Annotated in this window: 23 protein-coding genes, 1 tRNA gene and 1 other annotated feature; of the genes, 12 read left to right on the top strand and 12 right to left on the bottom strand. The window is 49.3% G+C overall.

The window, feature by feature from the left end:
- Positions 1–9: 9 nt before the first annotated feature.
- The 10 genes from arsK to LDL70_RS12205 form a co-directional block, all read right to left on the bottom strand.
- Positions 10–1,215, bottom strand: a complete 1,206-nt coding sequence (arsK, locus tag LDL70_RS12250; RefSeq protein WP_151160146.1) for an arsenite efflux MFS transporter ArsK — start codon at positions 1,213–1,215, stop codon at positions 10–12.
- A complete protein-coding gene (arsH, locus tag LDL70_RS12245; protein ID WP_255618317.1) occupies positions 1,212–1,922 on the bottom strand; it encodes an arsenical resistance protein ArsH in 711 nt (236 codons plus the stop codon). The genes arsK and arsH overlap by 4 nt, the downstream gene beginning before the upstream one ends.
- Positions 1,919–2,332, bottom strand: coding sequence for an arsenate reductase (glutaredoxin) (arsC, locus tag LDL70_RS12240; protein WP_151160144.1), 414 nt, complete (start codon positions 2,330–2,332; stop codon positions 1,919–1,921). The genes arsH and arsC overlap by 4 nt, the downstream gene beginning before the upstream one ends.
- Positions 2,332–3,381, bottom strand: coding sequence for an ACR3 family arsenite efflux transporter (gene arsB, locus LDL70_RS12235; RefSeq protein WP_151160143.1), 1,050 nt, complete (start codon positions 3,379–3,381; stop codon positions 2,332–2,334). Before arsB ends, arsC begins: the two co-directional genes overlap by 1 nt.
- The gene (locus tag LDL70_RS12230; protein ID WP_151160142.1) at positions 3,381–3,905 is read right to left on the bottom strand and encodes an arsenate reductase ArsC; all 525 of its coding nucleotides are present in this window, start codon (positions 3,903–3,905) and stop codon (positions 3,381–3,383) included. The genes arsB and LDL70_RS12230 overlap by 1 nt, the downstream gene beginning before the upstream one ends.
- Positions 3,906–3,935: 30 nt before the next feature.
- On the bottom strand, positions 3,936–4,304 hold the full coding sequence (locus LDL70_RS12225; RefSeq protein ID WP_225685164.1) for a helix-turn-helix transcriptional regulator: 369 nt from the start codon (positions 4,302–4,304) through the stop codon (positions 3,936–3,938).
- Between the two features lie 113 nt (positions 4,305–4,417).
- Complete coding sequence (locus tag LDL70_RS12220; protein ID WP_151160140.1) at positions 4,418–5,905, bottom strand: SulP family inorganic anion transporter; 1,488 nt, start codon at positions 5,903–5,905, stop codon at positions 4,418–4,420.
- A gap of 61 nt (positions 5,906–5,966) precedes the next feature.
- Positions 5,967–6,022, bottom strand: a sequence feature (sul1 is cis-regulatory element that is thought to sense ions involved in sulfur or methionine metabolism; They are found in Alphaproteobacteria).
- A 97-nt stretch (positions 6,023–6,119) separates the two neighbouring features.
- Positions 6,120–6,812 (bottom strand): hypothetical protein, encoded by a 693-nt coding sequence (locus LDL70_RS12215; protein WP_151160139.1) that lies wholly within the window; start codon positions 6,810–6,812, stop codon positions 6,120–6,122.
- Between the two features lie 750 nt (positions 6,813–7,562).
- The gene (locus LDL70_RS12210) at positions 7,563–8,921 is read right to left on the bottom strand and encodes a DUF6538 domain-containing protein (protein WP_225685163.1); all 1,359 of its coding nucleotides are present in this window, start codon (positions 8,919–8,921) and stop codon (positions 7,563–7,565) included.
- An 80-nt stretch (positions 8,922–9,001) separates the two neighbouring features.
- A tRNA-Ser gene (locus tag LDL70_RS12205) sits at positions 9,002–9,091 on the bottom strand.
- Positions 9,092–9,608: 517 nt separating this feature from the next.
- Here LDL70_RS12205 and LDL70_RS12200 point away from each other — a divergent pair.
- The 3 genes from LDL70_RS12200 (at position 9,609) to LDL70_RS12190 (ending at position 11,852) form a co-directional block, all read left to right on the top strand.
- Entirely contained in the window at positions 9,609–9,917 is a 309-nt protein-coding gene (locus tag LDL70_RS12200) for a hypothetical protein (RefSeq protein WP_022709275.1), read from the top strand.
- A gap of 110 nt (positions 9,918–10,027) precedes the next feature.
- Positions 10,028–10,672: a peptide-methionine (S)-S-oxide reductase MsrA gene (gene msrA / locus LDL70_RS12195; RefSeq protein ID WP_210246333.1), complete on the top strand. Its 645-nt coding sequence runs from the start codon at positions 10,028–10,030 to the stop codon at positions 10,670–10,672.
- A 187-nt stretch (positions 10,673–10,859) separates the two neighbouring features.
- A complete protein-coding gene (locus LDL70_RS12190) occupies positions 10,860–11,852 on the top strand; it encodes a BMP family protein (RefSeq protein ID WP_225685162.1) in 993 nt (330 codons plus the stop codon).
- Between the two features lie 70 nt (positions 11,853–11,922).
- On the opposite strand, the gene LDL70_RS12185 is transcribed toward LDL70_RS12190, so the two are convergent.
- Positions 11,923–12,135: a SlyX family protein gene (locus LDL70_RS12185; RefSeq protein ID WP_022712433.1), complete on the bottom strand. Its 213-nt coding sequence runs from the start codon at positions 12,133–12,135 to the stop codon at positions 11,923–11,925.
- 254 nt (positions 12,136–12,389) lie between these two features.
- Here LDL70_RS12185 and LDL70_RS12180 point away from each other — a divergent pair, with 254 nt between their 5' ends.
- The 7 genes from LDL70_RS12180 to deoA all read left to right on the top strand — a co-directional run bounded on the left by LDL70_RS12180 (position 12,390) and on the right by deoA (position 19,323).
- Positions 12,390–13,940: an ABC transporter ATP-binding protein gene (locus LDL70_RS12180; protein ID WP_122093547.1), complete on the top strand. Its 1,551-nt coding sequence runs from the start codon at positions 12,390–12,392 to the stop codon at positions 13,938–13,940.
- Complete coding sequence (locus LDL70_RS12175) at positions 13,940–14,497, top strand: cysteine hydrolase family protein (RefSeq protein ID WP_022712435.1); 558 nt, start codon at positions 13,940–13,942, stop codon at positions 14,495–14,497. The genes LDL70_RS12180 and LDL70_RS12175 overlap by 1 nt, the downstream gene beginning before the upstream one ends.
- Positions 14,494–15,630 carry an ABC transporter permease gene (locus LDL70_RS12170; protein ID WP_225685161.1) on the top strand — a complete coding sequence of 379 codons (1,137 nt, stop codon included), beginning with the start codon at positions 14,494–14,496 and terminating at the stop codon, positions 15,628–15,630. The genes LDL70_RS12175 and LDL70_RS12170 overlap by 4 nt, the downstream gene beginning before the upstream one ends.
- Before the next feature lie 5 nt (positions 15,631–15,635).
- The gene (locus tag LDL70_RS12165; protein WP_220160214.1) at positions 15,636–16,607 is read left to right on the top strand and encodes an ABC transporter permease; all 972 of its coding nucleotides are present in this window, start codon (positions 15,636–15,638) and stop codon (positions 16,605–16,607) included.
- A gap of 176 nt (positions 16,608–16,783) precedes the next feature.
- Complete coding sequence (locus LDL70_RS12160; protein ID WP_022712438.1) at positions 16,784–17,176, top strand: cytidine deaminase; 393 nt, start codon at positions 16,784–16,786, stop codon at positions 17,174–17,176.
- Positions 17,177–17,180: 4 nt separating this feature from the next.
- Positions 17,181–17,990 carry a purine-nucleoside phosphorylase gene (locus LDL70_RS12155; RefSeq protein WP_022712439.1) on the top strand — a complete coding sequence of 270 codons (810 nt, stop codon included), beginning with the start codon at positions 17,181–17,183 and terminating at the stop codon, positions 17,988–17,990.
- Positions 17,991–18,009: 19 nt separating this feature from the next.
- On the top strand, positions 18,010–19,323 hold the full coding sequence (gene deoA / locus LDL70_RS12150; protein ID WP_225685160.1) for a thymidine phosphorylase: 1,314 nt from the start codon (positions 18,010–18,012) through the stop codon (positions 19,321–19,323).
- Between the two features lie 45 nt (positions 19,324–19,368).
- Here the strand turns inward: deoA and upp are convergent, their stop codons facing one another.
- Positions 19,369–19,995 carry a uracil phosphoribosyltransferase gene (upp, locus tag LDL70_RS12145; protein WP_183956655.1) on the bottom strand — a complete coding sequence of 209 codons (627 nt, stop codon included), beginning with the start codon at positions 19,993–19,995 and terminating at the stop codon, positions 19,369–19,371.
- Positions 19,996–20,406: 411 nt separating this feature from the next.
- Here upp and ubiE point away from each other — a divergent pair, with 411 nt between their 5' ends.
- Both ubiE and ubiB read left to right on the top strand, forming a co-directional pair.
- On the top strand, positions 20,407–21,234 hold the full coding sequence (gene ubiE, locus LDL70_RS12140) for a bifunctional demethylmenaquinone methyltransferase/2-methoxy-6-polyprenyl-1,4-benzoquinol methylase UbiE (RefSeq protein ID WP_022712442.1): 828 nt from the start codon (positions 20,407–20,409) through the stop codon (positions 21,232–21,234).
- Between the two features lie 76 nt (positions 21,235–21,310).
- Positions 21,311–22,879, top strand: a complete 1,569-nt coding sequence (ubiB, locus tag LDL70_RS12135; protein WP_225685159.1) for a 2-polyprenylphenol 6-hydroxylase — start codon at positions 21,311–21,313, stop codon at positions 22,877–22,879.
- Positions 22,880–22,954 lie beyond the last annotated feature (75 nt).

Here is a 22,954-nt window from a genome sequence, read left to right as displayed (position 1 = left end):
GTAATAGGCTCAATTCAAAGCTCTGCTCTGTAAGTCTTGCTTTATTATGAAGTACAGACCGCCTCCCGCAATCGATACGACGATGATTATCGCCAGAGTGATGTAAACACTTGTATTCTTCAACGCGAAGGCCATTGCAAAGGGTGCGATGGCGGATAGCACCAATCTCGCAGACATCAGTTTTCCCTGCATCGCACCATATCCGGTACTTCCAAATAAGAATAATGGAAGTGAGCCGCTTATAATGCTGAACAGACCATTCCCGAAACCAAACAGGCAGGCGAATAATATCGCCGCAGGGATATAGGGTGCACCGATCATCAATATCATAACGGATAAGGCAATGAATGAGGCTGCGATGATGGCTAAGTTTACGGGGGATAGGGTTTTCCCCGCCATCATATTGATCATGCGGCTGGCAACTTGCGATGGTCCGAACACAGCGCCAATAAAGGCTGCTGACTTTGCTAATCCCAGTACCGACAGTAGCGGGATCATATGGACAAGGATTGCAGAGGATATCAATGCCTGTAAGGAAAATGCTGCCAGAAGTACTGTGAAGCCCATACGTCTTGATGCCTGAGGCAATGCACCGGCTACAGAAGCTATTTCTTTGTCATCATTCTTACGTTGGTCATGAGTTGTTTTACTGGTGCGTGTCAGGGAATAATGCAGCGGGAGGCATACCACCAGATGCAGACCGGCAAAGACCAGATAGATTTGCTGCCATGTCAGCCATTGCAGAAGCAATGATGTGAGTGGCCAGAAGATGGTGGATGCAAAACCGGCTATCAGTGTCAGATAGACAATGCTGCGCTGAGCAACCATTGGTTTGATCTGCACAAGCAGTGCAAAGGCGGCTCCGTATTGTACGAGATTGGCAGCAATCTCCACAATTGTAAGCGTTACAATGAACGCCAGCGAATTGGGGGATGTTGCGCAAAGGATGAGAGCAAGCGCTGCAAAAGCAGAGCCGACTGTCATAATTTGTGCAGCACCTAAGCGGTCAATGAGTTTGCCCAGCCACGGTGCCAGCACACCACCTGCTAGCAGTGCTATGGATAATATTCCATAGACCCATTCCGTTGTCGCCTGAAAGCCACCCGCAATGGACGGAGCCAGCACACTGAATGAATAGTAAAGTGTGCCGTAGCCGATGATTTGTGTAAGGCCAAGGCTCAGGATTGCATAAACAGGAAGGCGCTGGTCGGTCATATGGATTTCAACGAAACACGGGTTTCCAGTTTCTCTGCGGCTTCTTTCCGTTCACTGTAACGGTCGGTCAGGTGGTCAGAAATGCCCCGTGTCAGGATGGTGAACTTGATAAGTTCTTCCATCACATCAACGACCCTTTCGTAGAATGAAGAGGGCTTCATACGTCCGGCTTCATCAAACTCCTGCCATGCTTTGGCGACAGATGATTGGTTGGGGATTGTAATCATGCGCATCCATCGACCTAGCACACGCATTTGATTCAAAGCGTTGAAAGACTGAGAGCCGCCGGAAACCTGCATCAGCGCCAGTGTGCGACCTTGCGTCGGGCGTACAGAACCGCCCGCTAAAGGTATCCAGTCAATTTGTGATTTCATGACGGCACTCATTGCGCCGTGGCGTTCAGGGCTGGTCCAGACTTGCCCTTCTGACCACACCATTGCTTCACGTAGCTCCTGAACCTTGCTGTGATCAGCAGTGCTGTCATCTGGCAATGGTAGGCCGTCGGCATGATATATTCGTGTTTCAGCCCCCATAAATTCTAACAGGCGCTGTGCTTCAAGCGTTAAGAAGCGGCTGTAAGAACGTTCTCTTAGCGACCCGTATAGAAGCAGGATGCGCGGTTTATGTGTCAGTAAAGGCGTTTGGAGCTTATCGTAATCGGGTGAGCAAAACGCCCGCAGGTCAAGATTGGGCAGTGTCACGATTATCTGTCCTTCCGTTCATAAGTGATCTGTTCCCCGTCTTCTTTGGTAAAGTTGACAGCGGGGTTTTCCAGAAGATCAAGAACACGTTCTGACGGGCGACAAAGGGCTGTGCCATGAGGTGTCGCTACAACCGGTCTGTTCATCAGGATCGGATGTTGCACAATGAAATCCAGTAACTGATCGTCTGACCATTTCGTATTGGATAAATCGAGTTCAGCAAAAGGCGTGCCTTTTTCTCGCAGCAAATCTCGTACTGATATTTTCATGGCATCAACAAGTTCTGACAATTGCTCTTTGGATAGCGGTGTTTGCAGATATTCAATGATGGCAGGTTCTTCACCGCTGGCGCGGATCATGGCGAGTGTGTTGCGTGAAGTTCCGCATTGAGGGTTGTGATAGATTATAACGGACATCAGATATCACCTGTTTTAGTTTGATTTTTGCCTTGTTCGTACCAGCCTTTAGACCGGTTCACGATCCAGACAACGGAGAGCATAACGGGGACTTCCACCAAGACGCCGACAACTGTTGCAAGCGCGGCACCGGAACTGAAGCCGAAAAGACTGATCGCTGCGGCCACGGCTAATTCGAAGAAGTTTGAAGCGCCGATCATGGCAGACGGGCCTGCAATACAATGTTGTTCGCCCGACATCCGGTTCAGGATATAGGCCAGACCGGAGTTGAAATAGACTTGGATCAGGATCGGTACAGCAAGCATGGCGATGATCAGTGGCTGGGCGATGATCTGTTCTCCCTGAAAACCAAAGAGCAAAACAAGTGTGGCAAGAAGTGCGACCAGCGATAATGGCTGTAATGCCTTCAGCAGCTTGTTTAGGGACTGTCCATCATTCTTGGAAAGCAGGCTGCGCCGTATCAGTTGTGCGATGATGACGGGAAAGATGATGTACAAAACCACTGAGAAAATCAGTGTATTCCACGGCACTGTGATCGCTGATAATCCTAAAAGCAGGCCGACAATCGGGGCAAAGGCAATGACCATGATTGCGTCATTCAGTGCCACCTGAGATAGCGTGAAATGGGGTTCACCCTTAATCAGGTTCGACCAGACAAAAACCATTGCGGTGCATGGTGCTGCGGCAAGAATAATCAGGCCTGCTATGTAAGAGTCAATTTGATCTTGCGGGAGATATGGTCTGAACAGCCAACCGATGAACAGCCAGCCCAGCAAGGCCATAGAGAAGGGTTTAACCGCCCAGTTGACGAAGAGTGTCACGCTGATGCCACGCCAATGCTGGCCGACCTGACGCATCGCTGAGAAGTCGATTTTAAGCAGCATGGGAATGATCATCAGCCAGATCAGTATGGCAACAGGTATATTGACCTTAGCGATTTCTGCTGCGCCGACCATATGGAAGGCTGCAGGAAACAAATGCCCTAAGGCAATCCCGATGATGATACATAGGGCAACCCAGAGTGTCAGATATCGTTCAAAGACAGACATTATAGCTTCCTTGGTGTGCCAATATTACCTTCCATCAAACCAATTTGGTTCAGCTGGTTTTGTATTGACATGCGATCAATTGAACCTAGTGGAAGATTGAGGAACGCTGATATTCGGTTCTTCATAAAACGCGCTGCAAGAGCAAAAGCACGTTGCTTTTCGGTTTCGCTGCCTTCAACTGCCGCTGGGTCTTCAATGCCCCAGTGCGCAGTCATTGGATGGCCGATCCATACAGGACAAGACTCTCCTGCAGCACTATCACACACGGTAAAAATGAAATCCATTTTCGGCGCATCTGAACCGGCAAATACATCCCAGCTTTTTGATGTGAGATGATTAGTGGGAAGACCCATAGCCTGAAGTTCTTTTATCGCGAGTGGATGAACTTCGCCTTTGGGTTTGCTACCAGCAGAAAAGGCACGAAACCGACCTTCTCCGTCCATGTTAAGTATGGCTTCGCCTAAAATTGAACGAGCGGAATTGCCCGTGCACAAAAAGAGCACGTTATAGACCTTGTCAGTCATCACATGTGTCCGTCTAGTTGATAGCTAAAGTTAATTGATCATTGTTTCTGGATTTTTTGTTTTGTCATCAGTGCATTGCGCAAGGTTTACAATTAGAGGCTTGCAAAGCGCGGCATTGCCTCCACAACAATCCTTGATCATGAAAAGCGTCAGTTCCCGAAATACATCAAGATCAGCACGGTAAATGATCGACCGGCTCTGACGTTCTCCTTTGATCAATCCTGCTCGTGATAATGTGGCAAGATGGGCTGACATTGTATTCTGGGGTACATCCAATACACGTGCCAGTTCGCCTGCCGGTAAACCGTTCGGTTCGTGTTTGACCAATAGCCGGAAAGTTTCCAGTCGTGTGGTCTGTGCTAAGGCCGCGAGTGCCGTGATTGCTGTTACATTTTCCATATATCCAGAATAATGGATATATGGACTATGTCAACACAAATGATAAATATTATTATGGGGGGCAACCTGAGGGGGGAATGCTGGCATAGTTTTCAACTATGCCAGCATTGTTTTTAATGAAGCGAATTACTGGAGGCTTGTCGTTCTGCTTTGTCGTGCAGAGCAAACTTGTCGATCATATCTGCGCTTGCACGGTTAAAACCGCGTACTTCGACCTGTGCTCCGGAAGATCGAAGCTTTAAAACGACTTTATCAAGAGCTCCAACAGCAGTTATGTCCCACAAATGCGCTCGGCTGACATCAATCATAATATGGGCGTGTGTGCTGCTGAAATCGAAAGAATGGATAAAGCTCTCAGCTGAAGCGAAGAAAATCTGCCCTTCAACCCTATAGGTGAGTGTGTTTATGCTCTCGTCGTTTTGTTTGGAAACAGTAAAAAGTTTAGCCACTTTTCCGGCGAAGAATATGCCTGATAAAAGCACTCCGACGATGACGCCTTTTGCCAAATCATGTGTTGTTACGACTGTTACCACTGTTGCAAGCATGACGACTGAAGAAGGCAGTGGATTGCGTCTCAGATCAAGCACAGAGCGCCAAGAGAATGTTCCGATTGAAACCATAATCATTACTGCAACAAGTGCTGCCATTGGAATGATTTTGACAAGATCGTTAAGCACAACAATCAGGAAAAGAAGAAACGCGCCTGCTACAAATGTTGAGAGTCTGCCGCGACCGCCTGACGACACATTGATCACGGACTGGCCAATCATGGCACAGCCACCCATTCCGCCGATAAGTGCAGAAGCTATATTGCTTGTTCCTTGTCCGTAGCATTCCTGATTTTTATTGCTGGGCGTATCAGTCATGTCATCAACAATTTGAGCTGTCAGCAATGATTCAAGCAAGCCAACAGCTGCCAGTGTTACGGAATATGGGAATATGATCTGCAGAGTTTCGAAGGTGAGGGGTACTTGTGGCAACGCGAAAATCGGAAATGCTGAAGGGAGTTCCCCTAAATCACCGACTGTCCGTAACTCCATACCAGTTGACCATGCAATGACCGTCAGTACGACAATTGCGATTAATGGCGAGGGGATTGCTTTGGTCAGATAAGGGAAAAGATAGATTATCCCCAGTCCGGCTGCAATCATCCAGTAGGTTTGTGTCGGAACATCGATCAGTTCCGGTAGCTGAGCCATAAAGATCAAAATGGCCAGTGCATTTACAAAGCCGGTAATGACGGAACGGGAAACAAAACGCATTACCCGCGCCAACTTTAATGCTCCGGCAAGTATCTGAAGAATACCCATTAAGATTGTGGCTGCGAAAAGATATTGCAGACCATGTTCTTTAACGAGTGATACCATGACGACAGCTGTGGCCGCTGTAGCCGCTGAAATCATTGCAGGGCGACCACCGGTAAAAGCTGCCACACATGCAATTGCAAATGAAGCATACAAACCAACTTTGGGGTCCACGCCTGCAATAACAGAAAACCCTATCGCTTCAGGAATAAGAGCGAGAGCAACAACGATACCCGATAAGATATCGCCACGAATGTTTGAAAACCACTGACTGCGGTATTCTTTTAATCTTAGCATTGGGAATTTTACACACTGATGCAACGAACTGAAAATTTGGCTTTTAAGAATGCCGTTGCAGTGTTGTCTGGCGGATAGGCGGCCAGAAGAGCCACTCGGAATTGCACCGAGTCCTTGTTAATGCCCCATAAATATCGGAAATCTTGTATTTTGCAATTATATCCCACTGAGTATTTATTCGTTGCTATGGTTGCGCGATGATGTCTGTTGATTATTAATTCCGGTATCGCTTCAGTGCACTGCTATAATATCTCAGTTCGTCCTCTGGAATTTCGTTCAGAGCGGAGTTCCATTTCTTGTTGGATTTTGGATAGATATCCCATGGGAACAGGTTGTTGCCAGATTTCGCACTGGTTTTGTCAAACTTCAACGCGTAACTTACAAACTCCTTCATTCCTTCGACGCCGTTGAACGTCGGTTTGAATGACACTTCTTTGAAAGCCCATGGCTTTTGCAGTAAGTACCTTCGTTCGTTGGGTCGTTTTTCTGTAATATCTATGAACTTTTCGAAGGTGGTATCATGAATGAGCAACAGGCCATGAATATGTGGGTATACGCTGCGTGCTAGGGTTTGACGTTGTCTTGTACCTTCGTGGTCAAAGAAACATACCAGCATTGGCTGCTTATGAAGGTTCTTAGTAATAGTCCAGTTGTTTCCCAGTAGTGAGCGACTTAAATGGCTGTGAAAGTCACAGCACATCTTATCCAGACCGAACTGTAATTCAGTCGTTCTTCTATCAGTGTTGTTAAAATATGCGGTGAGTTCGTAAACGTGTTTTTGGTGATCAATTTCATTCCCCAGTGACCATATTTTGTCTGGTTCTGAATGGTACTGAAATCGTCCGTATGCATTCATCAAGTTCGGAATGTGCGTTACTAATTCTTCATGTAAAAATTCTTTTCTCATATTGTTTCTCATAATAGTTTACCATCAGTGCAAGGAAATCCTTGAACTGTTGAATGAAAATGAAATCTGTTTCCACGTTCTCGATGCATTTTTGCCTTCGATACTTGCTATTGGAAATAGCTTGTGCCGCTCATACATTGATCTGAATTATTTGCAGAAGTAATGAATGATGTGACTCTGATTTATCAGGACGCATTGGGCTATGATGATATTAGTCTCTTGCTTTTCTGTTCTGTTATGAACGACAAAGAGAACTTTATTGTGTGACGAGGCAAGTATACAGGAAGAAATCAAGTACTTCTGCCGAACATCTACGTTGTATTTATCGTGCTGCACCGACCAGAAATCACATGTGATCATGCTGCAGAGACAAAGTTCCTCTGTCTGGTATTTATCGGTGAGAGTGGTTTGCTGTGTGTTGCCTTCGGAAGGTATTATCAGGCAACGAATACGCATGAATTACGGGAAGCGTATTAATCCCATGGTGCAATCATCGAGTTTTCATAGGCTTTGACTGCGTTCCATTCAGCAGTGATTTTTCGAAAACCGTTATGATCATTATTTTTTCTGAGCATATCCCCGACTTCTTGCAGGCATGCTTTATAGTTATCAAGGTCAATGTGTTTGTATTTATCATGCATTGATCAATGCATCGATGTCCCTTCTGTTATGCAGTCCTGATGTTGGTCTTCATCACGAATGGTTGTGCGATGAGGGTGAATGACCTGCAGAGCCTGCTAACAAAAGTATTTATCTAGGAAGTCGATTTTCTTTATCATTCAAAGAGAGATATTTCCAATCGGCACTCATTCGTTGTAAATATGTCACGGTTTCTTCTAGCGGATAACCATTTCCGTAATGGGAACCCATTCCTTGATCTTTATGTCCCATTAAGTCGTGCTGTAGTTCTTCAGGGATGCCGTGCTTTCTCAAGCGGTCTTTAAACGTGTGGCGTAGACTGTAGACGGAGTGTTTATCGGTTTCTAAAAGCCCATTGTTCTGCATATACTTATTTATCAGGCCTGATGCATTTGATGGGCCATTGTCTGTCGCGTACTGTGTGAAACCCATTGGGAAAGTCTTAAAGGCCTGCAAGGAATACCCTGTAAGCGGGATAGTACGTTTGCGATGTGTAGTCTTTAACTGCCGATGTTCATTTCCCTGAATGATAATGTGTGGAATAGCGACGTTGAGGCGGATATCTTTTTCTGGATCGAGGCCACAGAGTTCTTTAAATGAACAACCCGTGTCTATCACAGCAAAAAGAAGTGCCTTTGCACACGGGTTTAATTGTGTGAATGCATCCTTTTTGAACCAGCGTTCGTTTAAGAAGTCGATTGTAAACGGAGGTCGCGCATTCTCTTGTGCTTTGAAGTTTAGTCCATCAAAGACAGTTTCTGTTTCGTCATCATGTGCGTTTTTGTAGGTTTTGATAAGGACGCGTAAGTGTGTAATATACTTACTAGCGGTGTTTGCTTTAATTTCTTGCGTTGCAATCTTGTTCTTTAAGTGTCTGTGGAAATTTCGTGCCTGTTGACGATCTAAGGAGGGCAGATCGATATCTTTTTCTAAGAAGGACATTAACTGCGTAACGGCATTCTTCAATGGGGTTAGTTTTTTCGATCTTTCTCTGTCATTTAAAGAACTCAGCACATGCACCTGATCATCTTCGTAGAATGCGACTAGGTTGGACAGCTTCATGGTAGCTTCGGCTGTGCCAAAGTAGCTTGAAAATTCGCGCCCTTTCGGTTTGCCTGCTTTTGTCCATTCGCTGTGGGTCTGTATTAATTGTGCTGGATTTTGTATAAGCTGATCAAGCGATTTGTAAATTCGTCCGGTGACTTGTGCCATACGCATAAGTTCTTCGTAGCTTAGCTCTGAATAGTTGGTCAGGTCTTCACCATTGCGAAGTTTTTCCATAAGGCTTTGATAATATGGTTCGACTTCGCCATATTGCTTCATGGCAACTGAAAGGTCTTTGGTTTTCAGTGAAGCTTTGAATTCTGATTTCCCTGCAAGGCTGCGCAGATGTACAGGTATGACAAGACGAAAGACGAAAGTCTTTCGTCGGACGTACAAATGCGGGATGTCAGGGGAGTATTTTTTCAATGATTTTGTACCACCTTTTGTACCATAATATTATGGAACATGAGGAAAATCAATGATTTCAATGGCTTATATTAGCAAAATGGCGGAGAGAGCGGGATTCGAACCCGCGATACGGTTCCCCGTATACACACTTTCCAGGCGTGCGCCTTCAACCACTCGGCCACCTCTCCACTCAAGACTGATATTTATAAGTGATATCAATCACAACGGCGTATCTTCAAACAGTGGTCAGCTGTTAAACGACCGTTTCGGCGCGGAATATAGCTATAAAAGACGGATGTTCAACCATTATTTCGTGTTTCACTGAATTCATTTGATTTTACAGGCAAAAAACAGTGAAATTATATGAAAAATCGAATGCTTTATTTATTTAACTTATTGAATTTATTGATTTTAATATTTTTGAGGCTCTGTGGAAAATATCGTCGAATTTCGTGCCGCCAGAGCTTGGTTTTGAGTGTTTTGGACTGATCTGGCTGAAATTCGTGACGAAACTGGTCGAATCTTATGTCCGAAAGGGCAAATGTTTTTGTTCAACGGCGGAGGGAAGTTACAGACTTTTCCGTGAATTATAATTTTATATTAGAAAAATTTAATAGCCTGTCTGTCAGGAAAGCTCCTTGTGATAGAATGATATTCAGAGTTGTTTTTTGAGTTCTGAATTTCAGAAGACGGATATGGGTTATTATGCGTGTATTTTTTAATTTTCTGGCGCTCTGGTCGTTGGGTGTCAGCTTGTTATTTGCTGTTTTTGATATTGCGCGATCAATTGCGCAGCTTCGTTTGGTTGTGACGCCGTTTCTGCAGAGTTTGCAGGATTATCTGCCTGAATATTTGGCTGCTTTTGCCGGTTTTATACGGCAGGTTTTCTGGAACGGCTTTTGGGACAACTGGATGGTTCCGGTGTTGAATATGCCCGGATGGTTCTTATTTTTAGTGCTGAGTATAGTGTGTTTTGCTGTCGGAACGATTGGGCGTAAATCTTATGCACGTTAAGAGTACAGATATGTGTAAGCCTGTTCCGGCTGCCTGCCGTTAAAACTAACAAGTATGCAGCATTTCCGTTGTTGCTGTTTAAGCCGGAAATGCATCAGACAGGGACTATGATGATGTTCAGACAATATCCCGAACACAAGTTGCGTATGCCGACCAGTAACGAGGCGCTTGCCGGTCGTACTGAGGCGATTGCGACTTCCGAAGACCATTTTGTTTCCGGACTTCCTCTGCACGGGCCATGGCCGCATAATATGAAGAAAATTCTGTTCGGTATGGGCTGTTTCTGGGGCGTGGAGCGTTTGTTCTGGCAGGTGCCCGGTGTTTATGTCACCGCTGCCGGTTATAGCGGCGGTCTGACGCCAAACCCGACCTATGAGGAAACCTGTACGGGCCTGACAGGGCATAATGAAGTGGTGCAGGTGGTCTATGATCCGGCCGAGGTGACGCTGGCACAGCTTTTGCAGATTTTCTGGGAAGAACATGACCCGACGCAGGGTATGCGGCAGGGCAATGATATAGGCACAACATATCGCTCAGGGATTTATGTTTATTCGGATGAAGATCTGAAGACTGCTGAAGCGAGTAAAGCAGCTTACCAGCAGGCGCTGACCGCCCGTGGTCTTGGCGCAATTACGACGGAAATTCTGCCTGCTTCTGATTTTTATTATGCTGAAGGCTATCATCAGCAATATCTGGCGAAAAACCCTCAGGGTTATTGCGGCTTGCGCGGGACAGGCGTTTCCTGTGTGATTTAAGGGCGGCGCGGTGTGTTCCGGCAATGAAATATGTGTAAGCGCATAAATTTAAGATGAAAAAAGTTCCGGACCGTGCCAGATTGCCGATTATTAAAATCTGAGCGGGCGGTAAAAAACAGCATAATTTACCGAGCACGGGTGGATATTTTCTCGCGCAGAATTACTGCGCTATCGGAGGTGAGTGGTAATGAAGCGTATAGTTATGGGCCTGTTGGCCGCGACCCTGAGTGTTTCAGCAGCTTATTCGGCAGAACTGAAGCCGGCTGTTGTTTATGACTTTGGCGGAAAATTTGACAAGTCTTTCAATGAAGCCGCTTATAATGGCGCAGCCAAATATAAAGCAGATCACGGTACTAGTTATCGTGAATTTGAAATTCAGAACGATGCGCAGCGTGAACAGGCTCTGCGTAAATTTGCACAGGATGGCAACTCACCGGTTGTGATTGCCGGTTTCTCGGCTGTTTCCGCAATTGAGAAAGTTGCAAAGGAATTTCCGGATACGAAATTCGTAATCATTGATGCTGTCGTGGAAGCGCCGAATGTGCGCTCCGTTGTGTTTAAAGAAGAAGAAGGCGGCTATTTGGTTGGTATGCTGGCAGCGATGGCTTCTAAAACCGGCACTGTAAGCTTTGTCGGTGGTATGGATGTGCCGCTGATCCGTCGTTTCTATTGCGGTTATGCCGGTGGCGCAAAAGCCGGTAAAGAAGGCACAAAAGTTCTGAATAACTGGACCGGCGATACACCTGCCGCGTGGAATGATCCGGCTAAAGGCAGCGAAATCACCAAAGCCCAGATCGATCAGGGTTCTGACGTGATTTATCATGCTGCCGGTGGTACCGGTATCGGCGTGTTGCAGGCTGCTGCTGATGCGGGCAAGCTCGGCATCGGCGTTGACTCCAACCAGAACGGTCTGCATCCGGGCCATGTTCTGACCTCGATGGTTAAGGGCGTTGATACTGCCGTTTATAAGGCTTTTGAAGATGTTGCCGCTGATAAATTCACAGCCGGTATCGTTCAGATGGGTCTGAAAGATGATGGTGTGAGTTATGCGATGGATGAAAACAACGCCAAGCTGATTACACCTGAAATGAAGGCCGCGGTTGAAGCTGCAAAGGCCGACATCATCTCCGGTAAAATCAAGGTGCATGATTACACCACAGACAATAAGTGCCCTTACTAATCCGGTAGGGCTATTCATAGAAAAGGGCAGTGGTGACACTGCCCTTTTCCATTTGAAATTTCTTTGTGGCTTACCAGTGGGGCGGTTTGGTCACGGAGACTTCCGGCGCTGTTTGTTCTTCCAGCTCAAGAAAGCGATCAGTCAGCGCGCTGAGCTTTTTGTTCAGCGCGGTAATCAGCTTCCATTGCTCGGCAATCTCACCGGACAGGTCTTCAATTGTCTTTTCCTGTTCCGCATTGCGAATTTCCAGCTCTGTAAGCCGGTCGGACAGATTTTCAGACATGGGTGGCTTCCTGACAGATCAGAGGGTGTTTTGTATTCATATAGTGCACGGAAGTGATATTTCACGCTATTATGAGGGGTGAAATGCGGCTTTGTGGTGGTTTACACACAGCTTTATGCAATAGCATATATTGTTAACTGCGTAGCGGAATCAGTTAAAGCAGAACATGTCAGATGTTTTCATTTGATGTTCGCGATATGTTATTTGATAAAAATGCTCCGGCAATGCGATGTCGATGATTAACGGATGGGATAATGGCGCAGCCTGCACTTGAACTGACAGGAATTGATAAGCGTTTTGGCGCTGTGCACGCAAACCGTGCTATTGATCTGCGGATCGAAAAGGGAACCATCCACGGGATTATCGGCGAAAACGGCGCCGGAAAATCGACTTTGATGTCGATTATCTACGGTTTCTATCAGCCGGATAAAGGCACGATCAAAGTCAATGACCGGCAGGTGCATATATCCAATCCGGATGCGGCAATCGCTGCGGGCATCGGTATGGTGCATCAGCACTTTATGCTGGTTGATAATTTTACAGTGCTTGAAAATGTGATGCTGGGTGCGGAAGGTGCGCCTTTATTATCCGCCGGCATTGCAAAAGCACGCGAGCAGCTGAAAGCGCTCGAAAAAGAATATGCGCTGGATGTTGACCCCGATGCGGTGGTCGAAGATCTGCCGGTTGGTCTGCAGCAGCGCGTGGAAATTCTGAAAGCGCTGTATCGCGGCGCGGAAATTCTGATCCTTGATGAACCGACCGGTGTGCTGACACCATCAGAGGCTGACCATCTGTTCCGCATTTTGCGGCAGCTGAAAGATCAGGGCAAAACCATTGTTCTGATTACCCATAAGCTGCGCGAGATTATGGCAGTGACGGATAATGTTTCTGTGATGCGGCAGGGCACGATGGTTGCCACCCGCAAAACCGCTGAAGCAAGCGTGGAAGAACTGGCTGAACTGATGGTTGGCCGCCGTGTTTTGCTGCGCGTGAATAAGCAGGCTGCGACACCCGGTGAACCTGTTTTACAGGTGAAGAACCTTGTCGTGCGTAATGCGCAGAAAACCACAGTCGTGGATACGGTGTCTTTTGATGTGCGCGCCGGTGAGATTGTCGGCATTGCCGGTGTTGCCGGTAACGGCCAGTCAGAGCTGATCGAAGTGATTGCCGGTATTCGCCGTGCCGAGAGCGGTGTGGTGATGCTGAACAGCCTGCCGGTCAATGTGACCGGTAATGCGCATCCGGCAGAATTGCGCCGTCGCGGTCTCGCCCATGTGCCGGAAGACCGCCACCATATGGGTCTGGTGCTGGCCTATGAGGAATATGAGAATTCCATTCTCGGCTATCATGATGATCCGCGCTATCTCAAGGGCCCGTTCCTGAATATTGAAGCGATCATGCAGGATGCTAAGGGCAAGATTGCGCAATATGATATCCGCCCTGCCGATCCGCGTCTGAAAACTGCGAATTTCTCCGGTGGTAACCAGCAGAAGATCGTGCTGGCGCGTGAGATGGAACGTAATCCGGATGTGCTGATCGTGGCGCAGCCGACGCGCGGCGTGGATGTCGGTGCGATCGAATTTATTCATAAACGTATTATTGAAATGCGCGATGCCGGTAAGGCCGTGCTGTTGATTTCTGTTGAGCTGGACGAAATCCGCTCGCTGTCCGACCGTATTCTGGTGATGTTTGCCGGACGTGTTGTCGGCGAGTGCGGGCCGGAAGCCGGTGAGGGGGAAATCGGCCTGCTGATGGCGGGTATTCAGAATGAAGATAATAAGAAAACCGAAAAGGGCCTGCATTGATGATTAGCTCAACACCGGCATTGCTCATCATTGATATGCAAAAGGCTATTGATGATCCGAAATGGGGTCGCCGCGGACAACCGCAGACAGAGGCAAATTTACAGCGCCTTCTGGAAGCATGGCGCGAGCGTCGTCTGCCTGTGGTGCATGTGCGCCATGATTCAACCGATCCGCAGTCGCCTTATCGCGCGGGAACGGCAGGCAATGACTTCAAAGCAGAAGTTGAGCCGCAGATCGGTGAACCGGTCGTGGACAAGCGCACCAATAGCGCTTTTATCGGCACAGATCTGATGGATGTGCTGGATGAGTTGCAAATCCGCACATTGGTTGTCGGCGGTGTGCTGCTTGAAAATTCCGTTGATGCAACAGTGCGCATGGCTGCTAATCTCGGTTTTGAGGTGATTGTGCCGGAAGATGCTGTTGCGAGTACAGATCGCACAGACCTGCAGGGCCGTCTCTGGAGCGCGGAAGATGTGCATGCGCTGACGCTGGCCGTGTTGCAGGGCGAATATGCGCAGGTAAAAACCACTGACGCCGTGATCGGAATGTTGCCATGAGCCAGCCTTTTGCAAAATTACCGCGCTGGGTGGATTACGGTCTGATCCCGACACTGAACCTGCTGGTTGCGTTTCTGGTTGCCGGACTTGTGGTGCTGCTGGTCGGAGAAAATCCGCTGGATGCGGCGCTGTTGATGTTTAAAGGTGCCTTCGGTTCCGGTGAAGGCATTGGCTATACGCTGTTTTATGCCACGAATTTTATCTTTGCCGGTCTGGCTGTTGCCGTCGCTTTTCATTGCGGGCTGTTCAATATTGGCGGTGAGGGGCAGGCTTATATCGGTGGTCTTGGCGTGGCGCTGATCTGTCTCTGGCTGGATGCATCCATGCCGTGGTGGATTACCATGATTGCGGCATTGCTTGGCGGTGCTATTTTCGGTGCGCTGTGGGCGCTGATACCGGCATGGCTTTTGGCAAAACGCGGTTCGCATATCGTGATTACCACGATTATGTTCAACTTCATCGCCGCCAGCCTGATGGTCTATCTGATTATCAATTTCATCAAGCCGATTGGCGTGATGGCACCGGAAAGCCGTGGCTTTGCAGAAGGTGGGCAACTGCCGAAACTCGACTGGCTGATGAACCTGTTCGGTATGGAAATCCGTTCGGCACCGCTGAATATCAGCTTTTTGCTGGCGCTTTTGGCCTGTTATCTGGTGTGGTTGCTGATCTGGCGTACTAAAATCGGCTATGAAATCCGCACGATGGGTCACAGCCCGCGTGCCGCTGAATATGCCGGTATCAATCCGTCGAGAACGATTATTATCACTATGCTGATTTCCGGTGCGCTGGCCGGTATGATGGCGCTTAATCCGGTGATGGGTGCGCAATATCGCCTGCAGCTGGACTTTGTTGCCGGTGCCGGTTTTGTGGGGATTGCGGTGGCGCTGATGGGGCGCTCGCATCCGGTGGGGATCATTCCGGCGGCGATCCTGTTTGGTATGCTTTATCAGGGCGGTGCGGAAATCGCTTTTGATATGCCGAATATTTCCCGCGACATGATTGTGATTATTCAGGGTCTGGTGATCCTGTTTGCCGGTGCGATGGAGCATATGTTCCGTCCTGCTTTCCAGCGGTTTTTCATGCGTTTTGCATCGCGAAATGCTGCCGGTGCAGCCACGAAAGCAGGGGAGTAAGCGCCATGGATAGCTATGTAACTCTTATTCAGCTGCTTGATTCAACTTTGCGCCTGTCTGCGCCTTTGCTGTTTGCCTGTCTTGCGGGGCTCTATTCAGAGCGCGCAGGGATTGTTGATATCGGTCTTGAAGGTAAAATGCTGGCCGGTGCTTTTGCGGCCGGTACCGTTGCCGCCATCAGCGGCTCAGCTCTTGCCGGTCTTGGCGCGGCTCTGCTGGTTTCAATGCTGTTGTCGCTGGTGCATGGTTTTGCCTCGATCACCCATCGCGGCAATCAGATCGTTTCCGGTTTGGCGATCAACTTTATTGCTGCGGGTACAACAATCATTCTCGGTCAGGCATGGTTCGGACAGGGTGGCCGAACACCGTCTTTGCCAAACAGCGCCCGTTTTACATCTATTAATTTTCCGGGCGCGGAAGCCGTTAAAGACGTGCCGGTTGTCGGCTATCTTTATGCGGAGCTGATTTCCGGTCATTCCATTCTGGTTTATCTGGCTTTCTTGATGGTGCCGCTGACATGGTGGGTTTTGTATCGCACCCGCTTTGGTCTGCGTTTGCGTGCGGTGGGTGAAAATCCTGCGGCAGTGGATACAGCCGGTATTTCGGTGACATGGCTGCGTTATCGCGCAGTTATTATCTGCGGCCTGCTCTGCGGTATGGCCGGTGCCTATCTGGCGACAGCACAGGGCGCAGGCTTTGTGAAGGATATGACTGCCGGTAAAGGTTATATTGCATTGGCCGCACTGATCTTCGCCAAATGGCGTCCGGTACAGGCGATGTATGCTTGTTTGCTGTTCGGCTTTCTCGATGCGCTGGGCATTCGCCTGCAAGGCCAGTCGCTGCCGCTGATCGGTGATGTACCGGTGCAGTTCATGCAGGCTCTGCCATATATTCTGACGGTTATCCTGCTGGCAGGCTTTATCGGCAAGGCCATTCCGCCGAAAGCGGGTGGTATTCCATACGTGAAAGAACGCTAAATGCCTGTTTCAAAAGACACCAGACCGGCCTGCAAATAGCAATTTTCTGTGTTCCGGTGCTCACGTACCATTAAGTACGCTGCGCTCCGTTACTCGGAAATCACTATTTTCGTCACGGCCTGCTGCTTTTTAATTCAGGTATTGAAACCAAATGTGAAAAATGAGGAGGGGCTGATATGGCTCAGGATCTATTTGATGCAGCTTATGCTGCAATGCAGAAATGCCATGCCCCTTACTCGAAATTTCCGGTTGGTGCCGCATTGCGCACCAAAGACGGACGGATTTATTCCGGCTGCAATATTGAGGTGATTTCCTTCCCCGAAGGCTGGTGTGCCGAGACCACTATGCTGTCGCATTATGTGATGGACGGTGGTGGTGAGATTGCCGAAATTCTGGTGATGGCTGAGAAACTGGAAAAATGCTCCCCTTGCGGCGGTTGCCGTCAGCGTCTGGCAGAATTTGCGGGTGCCGATGTGCCGCTGCATTTGTGCGACAGTTCCGGTGTTGTGCAGACTGTGACGATGCGCGAATTGCTGCCATTCAGTTTTCAGACCGATGTGATTGGTTAAGGCCATGACCGAAGCAGCTTTGATTTTACGCGCCCGTTTGAATGAAGCTTTTGCCGGTGAAACGCTGAAAGTTGCTATTGTGCTGGGTTCCGGCCTTGGCGGACTGGTCAGCGAACTCGATGATCCGGTGCATATCCGTTATTCCGACCTGCCTCGCTTTCCGAAAAGCGGCGTCAGCGGCCATGCAGGCGAGGTGGTTGTCGGTCGGCTAATGGGCAGGCTGGTAATGGTGCTGGCAGGGCGTGCACATTATTACGAGCAGGGCGATGCAGCAGCGATGCGCCCTGTGCTGGAGACACTGAAAGCACTTGGCATTGAAACCCTGATCCTGACCAATGCCGCCGGTTCTGTGGTGCAGGAGATGGCACCCGGCAGCGTGATGCTGATCGACGATCATATTAATTATTCCGGTATGAACCCGCTGATCGGTGAACATACGGATGCGCGTTTTACCGGAATGACAGCGGCCTATGATGCAGAGCTGAAGCAGGCTTTCCGCGATGCGGCACGTGCAGCGGGTGAAAAGCTGTATGAAGGTGTCTATATGTGGTTCTCCGGCCCGTCTTTTGAGACACCGGCAGAAATCCGTATGGCGCGGGTGCTGGGTGCCGATGCTGTGGGCATGTCCACTGTGCCGGAAGTCATTCTGGCGCGTTTTCTGGGGCTGCGGGCTGCCGCCTGTTCGGTCATCACCAATTATGGTGCAGGCATGAGCGGGGATGAACTCTCCCACCATGAAACCAAGACTATGGCACCTTTGGGCGGCCAGAAACTGCAAAAAATTATCAAGATACTGGTTGGCGAAATCGGCTGATCGTTAAAAAGGTGCCGCTATGCTGCCACAGGAAATCATTCGGGCAAAACGCGATAAGCAGATTTTGAGTGCGGAGCAAATCAAGGCATTTGTGCGCGGTATTACCGATGGCAGTGTGAGTGAAGGGCAGATTGCTGCCTTTGGCATGGCGGTTTATTTCAATGGTATGACCCGTGATGAGGCTGTGGCGCTGACAACGGCGATGCAATATTCCGGCGATGTGCTGGAATGGCGCGATCTTGACGGGCCTGTGGTGGATAAACATTCGACAGGCGGTGTGGGCGATAATGTTTCGCTGATGTTGGCACCGATTGTTGCTGCCTGCGGTGCCTATGTGCCGATGATTTCCGGTCGCGGCCTTGGCCATACCGGTGGTACGCTGGACAAAATGGATGCCATTCCCGGTTATCAGAGCTATCCTGATAAAGCTTTGTTCGACAAAGTTGTGCGCGATTGCGGTTGCGCGATTATCGGTCCGACCGGCGACCTCGCTCCGGCGGATAAGCGTTTCTATGCCGTGCGTGATGTGACGGCGACGGTGGAATCCATTCCGCTGATTACCGCTTCTATTCTCTCGAAAAAACTGGCTTCCGGTATTGGCGGGCTTGTGCTGGATGTGAAAACCGGCAGCGGTGCTTTCATGCCGACATTTGAAGCTTCGCAGGCTTTGGCGCAAAGTCTGGTGCAGGTGGCCAATGGTGCGGGGTTACCGACCAGTGCACTGATTACCGATATGAATGAGCCATTGGCCGATTGCGCCGGTAATGCAGTGGAAGTGCGTAATGCGGTTGATTTTCTGACCGGTGCCAAGCGGCAGTCGCGTCTCGCGGAAGTTGTGCTGAATTTTGCCGCCCATATGCTGGTAACAGCAGGGCTGGCTCAAACTGTTACTGATGGTTTGGCAAAAGCGCAAACGGCTCTGGATAATGGCCGTGCAGCAGAAAAATTCGGCCGTATGGTTTCAGGCCTTGGCGGGCCTGCAGACTTCGTTGAAAGAGTCGCGCATTATCTGCCGGTTGCGCCTCTTCAGGTGCCGGTGTGTGCTGAACGTGATGGCTACATCAGCGCCATTGATACACGCGCAGTCGGGATGAGTGTTGTCGCGCTTGGCGGCGGGCGTATGCGCCCGCAGGATCAGATCGATCCTTCTGTCGGTGTGACCAATATTCTGCCGTTGGGCAGCGAAGTCAAAGTTGGTGATGTGCTGGCACTGGTTCATGCACAGACGCAAGACAAAGCGGATCAGGCGGTGCAGATGGTGCGGCAGGCGATGATGCTGAGTGATAGTGAACCGCAGCTCAATCCGGTGATTTATGAAACCGTAACCGCATAAAAAAACGGCGCTTTGAGCGCCGTTTTTTATTAGATTATGTGTCGTTTATTTGGTGCCGTACATACGGTCACCGGCATCACCAAGACCCGGAACAATATAGCCGTCTTCATTCAGCTTCTCATCAATGGCCGCTGTGTAGATCGGCACATCCGGATGCACTTCCGCAAAATGCTTGATGCCTTCCGGCGCTGCCAGCAGGCAGAGGAAGCGGATATTGCTTGCGCCGCGTTCTTTCAGCTTGGTGATCGCTTCAACGGCGGAATTGCCGGTTGCCAGCATCGGATCAACCACAATAATCAGGCGGTTGACGATATCTTCCGGTGCTTTGAAGTAATATTCCACCGGCTGCAAAGTCTTGTGATCGCGATAGAGACCGATATGGGCAACGCGTGCCGCAGGCACCAGATCAAGCATACCTTCCAGCAGACCGTTACCGGCACGCAGGATGGATGCGAAAACCAGTTTTTTGCCGTCGAGGATCGGCGATTCCATCGGCTGCATCGGTGTTTCGATCATGGTGGTTGTCAGATCGAGATCGCGGGTCACTTCATAGCAAAGCAGAAGGGAAATTTCTTTCAGCAACCGCCGGAAGCTGGCGGTTGAAGTTTCTTTCATGCGCATAATGGTGAGCTTGTGCTGAACAAGCGGATGACTAACTACCGTAACGCTCATAATATCCCGCTGCTTTCAAAATTTATTTTTTGCATTATTAGCCGAAGCCGATGAATTTTCCAGACCGCAATAAGCGAAAATACGGGTATGGAAAAGCAGCAGGGCTTAAATTTATCCCGTTTTATACAATTCTCTCAAAGAGAATGCAGGCTTTATGGATGAATGCGCAGAGCTACACGAAACTGTGACGGGTTTTATGTGCCAAAAGAATCATTATTACCGGCGCTTTGCGACGCAAATTTTGTTAAGTCATATCAAACTTTGCCGTATTTACTTGTAACATCGCACCCAGCCTTTATATGCTACTGGGCAGATGTTTCATCAGGCATAGCTTGAAATTTGCAGTTTCGGGTCTCTATGCAGTGCTTTGGTTCCGACGGGTAAGTTGGGCGGGCAGGACAGGATAAATAAATGAGCCAGCAACACGAAAATTCTACCGTGGATCAGGGTGCAGATGAGAGCCGTGTCGGTGCCCATGGTGGTATGGAGAATTCTTTCGGCTTTCAGAAAGTCGATGAAGAGTCCAAGCAGGGGCTGGTGAATGAAGTTTTTCACAGTGTAGCCAAGCGCTATGATGTGATGAATGATCTGATGTCCGCCGGTCTGCACCGTGCATGGAAAGATGCAATGGTTGCCTGGCTGGCACCGCCGAAAATCCCGTCGCATATTCAGAACTGGCGCTCGCTCGATGTGGCCGGTGGTACCGGTGATATTGCGTTCCGTATTGTTGAAGCATCAGACCGTCAGGCGCATACAACTGTGCTTGATATTAATGGTTCCATGCTGGCTGTCGGGCAGGAGCGGGCTGCCAAAAAAGGCCTGCTGAATAATGTGGATTTTGTCGAGGCCAATGCCGAAAAACTGCCTTTCGACGATAATTCCTTTGATGCCTATACGATTGCTTTCGGTATCCGCAATGTGCCGCATATTGACTGGGCGCTGGAGGAGGCTTTCCGCGTGCTGAAACCGGGCGGCCGTTTCCTCTGCCTTGAATTTTCCGAAGTGGAAATGCCGCTGCTGGATAAGATTTATGACCAATGGTCGTTCCATGCCATTCCGGCCATTGGCAAAATGGTGACCGGTGATGCGGAATCCTACAAATATCTGGTTGAATCCATCCGCAAATTCCCGAAACAGCAGGATTTTGCCAATATGATCACAGCGGCCGGCTTCTCCCGCGTGACATGGCGTAATTTCACCGGCGGTATTGCCAGCCTGCATTCTGGCTGGAAAATCTGATTATTATTTCCCGCGCATTTTAATTCCGGAAATTACTACAGGATTTCCGGAATGCGCTCTGTAAAGTGAGTGAGTTATGGGCCGCATTGCTGCTAGTTTCCGACTGATCCATGCCGGTTGGGTGATGACCCGTGAAGGTGTAATCAGCGCATTGCCGGCAGAAGGCCTGAGCGGTTTACCTGCTTTTGCTCACCGTGTTGCAGGGGCTCTGGCACGTAAACGCTCGCGCGATACAGCGCGTTCAGAACGCATGTCGCGGGCGATGAACCGGTTGGGACCGTCTTATGTAAAGCTTGGTCAGTTTCTGGCAACGCGACCGGATTTCGTCGGCAAGGAAGTTGCGGATGATTTGCAGCTTTTGCAGGACCGGATGGATTTCTTCTCTGAAGAGGCTGCAAAGCGCACGGTTGAGGGCTCGCTCGGCCGCACAATTGATGATCTCTATACGGAATTTGATGCGCCGATTGCTGCCGCCTCTATGGCGCAGGTGCATCCGGCTTTTGTTGGCAGTACGCGCAAAGTTGCGGTGAAAGTCATTCGTCCGGGTGTGCGTCAGCGTTTCGCGCAGGATCTCGAAGGCTTCTTCATGGTCGCACGCCTGCAGGAGCGCTTTGTGCCGGTGACACGCCGTCTGCGTCCGGTCATGGTGGCTGAAACGCTTGCGCAAACCACACGCATCGAGATGGATTTGCGGCTGGAAGCGGCGGCATTGTCTGAAATTGCCGAAAATATCAAGGGTGACGAAGGTTTTCGTGTGCCTGCCGTGGATTGGGAGCGCACCGGCCGCGATGTGCTGACCATGGAATGGATTGACGGCATTAAAATGTCGGATGTCGATGGCCTGCGTGCTGCCGGTTTTGATCTGCAGAAACTGGCGCGTACATTGATCCAGTCCTTCCTGCGCCATACGCTGCGCGATGGTTTTTTCCATGCGGATATGCATCCGGGCAATCTGTTTGTGGATGCAAAAGGCACAATTGTTGCAGTGGATTTTGGCATTACCGGCCGTCTCAATAAGCAGCAGCGCCGTTTTCTGGCAGAAATTCTCTATGGTTTTATCACGCGCGATTATCGCCGTGTGGCCGAGGTGCATTTTGAAGCGGGCTATGTGCCGCATCATCATGATGTGGCGAGCTTTGCGCAGGCAATCCGCGCAATCGGCGAGCCGATCCATGGACAGCCTGCGGAAACCATTTCTATGGCCAAGCTTTTGACCCTGCTGTTTGAAGTAACAGAGCTTTTCGACATGGAAACCCGTGCTGAACTGATTATGTTGCAAAAGACCATGGTTGTGGTGGAAGGTGTGTCGCGTACACTCGATCCGAATTTCAATATGTGGAAATCGGCAGAGCCGGTTGTCGGTGGCTGGATTCGTAAAAATCTGGGGCCTGTCGGTATTGCGGCTGATGTGAAAGAAAGCGGCATGGCATTGCTGCATTTTATGCGTCAGACACCGGAACTGACCAAGCGGCTGGAGCGGCTTTCCGGTGAACTGGACAATATGGCTGCCAATGGTCTGCGTTTTGATGATGCGACCGCTGCAGCTATTGGCAAAGCAGAAGCACGGCATACGCGCTCAGGCCGGATTGCCCAGATTGTGATGGCGGTCTGTGTGGTGATCCTGACGGTAAAACTGCTCTTTTGATTGCATTGATTGCATAAATGATTGCAAATTTGAGTTTAAAAGCGGTATTCTGAAAGGAATATCGCTTTTTTGTTG

It is taken from the genome of Pseudochrobactrum sp. XF203, from assembly GCF_020341615.1.
GTDB lineage: Bacteria > Pseudomonadota > Alphaproteobacteria > Rhizobiales > Rhizobiaceae > Pseudochrobactrum > Pseudochrobactrum saccharolyticum.
The sequence above is the reverse complement of the archived record's forward strand: the minus strand, read 5'-3'. Positions and strand labels throughout refer to the sequence as shown.

Bases quoted from the DNA above. Each gene is read 5' to 3' on its own strand.
- arsK (WP_151160146.1), bottom strand. From the start codon at position 1,215: ATGACCGACCAGCGCCTTCCTGTTTATGCAATCCTGAGCCTTGGCCTT.
- arsC (WP_151160144.1), bottom strand. From the start codon at position 2,332: ATGTCCGTTATAATCTATCACAACCCTCAATGCGGAACTTCACGCAAC.
- arsB (WP_151160143.1), bottom strand. From the start codon at position 3,381: ATGTCTGTCTTTGAACGATATCTGACACTCTGGGTTGCCCTATGTATC.
- LDL70_RS12230 (WP_151160142.1), bottom strand. From the start codon at position 3,905: ATGACTGACAAGGTCTATAACGTGCTCTTTTTGTGCACGGGCAATTCC.
- LDL70_RS12225 (WP_225685164.1), bottom strand. From the start codon at position 4,304: ATGGAAAATGTAACAGCAATCACGGCACTCGCGGCCTTAGCACAGACC.
- LDL70_RS12220 (WP_151160140.1), bottom strand. From the start codon at position 5,905: ATGCTAAGATTAAAAGAATACCGCAGTCAGTGGTTTTCAAACATTCGT.
- LDL70_RS12215 (WP_151160139.1), bottom strand. From the start codon at position 6,812: ATGAGAAAAGAATTTTTACATGAAGAATTAGTAACGCACATTCCGAAC.
- LDL70_RS12200 (WP_022709275.1), top strand. From the start codon at position 9,609: ATGCGTGTATTTTTTAATTTTCTGGCGCTCTGGTCGTTGGGTGTCAGC.
- msrA (WP_210246333.1), top strand. From the start codon at position 10,028: ATGATGTTCAGACAATATCCCGAACACAAGTTGCGTATGCCGACCAGT.
- LDL70_RS12190 (WP_225685162.1), top strand. From the start codon at position 10,860: ATGAAGCGTATAGTTATGGGCCTGTTGGCCGCGACCCTGAGTGTTTCA.
- LDL70_RS12185 (WP_022712433.1), bottom strand. From the start codon at position 12,135: ATGTCTGAAAATCTGTCCGACCGGCTTACAGAGCTGGAAATTCGCAAT.
- LDL70_RS12180 (WP_122093547.1), top strand. From the start codon at position 12,390: ATGGCGCAGCCTGCACTTGAACTGACAGGAATTGATAAGCGTTTTGGC.
- LDL70_RS12175 (WP_022712435.1), top strand. From the start codon at position 13,940: ATGATTAGCTCAACACCGGCATTGCTCATCATTGATATGCAAAAGGCT.
- LDL70_RS12170 (WP_225685161.1), top strand. From the start codon at position 14,494: ATGAGCCAGCCTTTTGCAAAATTACCGCGCTGGGTGGATTACGGTCTG.
- LDL70_RS12165 (WP_220160214.1), top strand. From the start codon at position 15,636: ATGGATAGCTATGTAACTCTTATTCAGCTGCTTGATTCAACTTTGCGC.
- LDL70_RS12160 (WP_022712438.1), top strand. From the start codon at position 16,784: ATGGCTCAGGATCTATTTGATGCAGCTTATGCTGCAATGCAGAAATGC.
- LDL70_RS12155 (WP_022712439.1), top strand. From the start codon at position 17,181: ATGACCGAAGCAGCTTTGATTTTACGCGCCCGTTTGAATGAAGCTTTT.
- deoA (WP_225685160.1), top strand. From the start codon at position 18,010: ATGCTGCCACAGGAAATCATTCGGGCAAAACGCGATAAGCAGATTTTG.
- upp (WP_183956655.1), bottom strand. From the start codon at position 19,995: ATGAGCGTTACGGTAGTTAGTCATCCGCTTGTTCAGCACAAGCTCACC.
- ubiE (WP_022712442.1), top strand. From the start codon at position 20,407: ATGAGCCAGCAACACGAAAATTCTACCGTGGATCAGGGTGCAGATGAG.
- ubiB (WP_225685159.1), top strand. From the start codon at position 21,311: ATGGGCCGCATTGCTGCTAGTTTCCGACTGATCCATGCCGGTTGGGTG.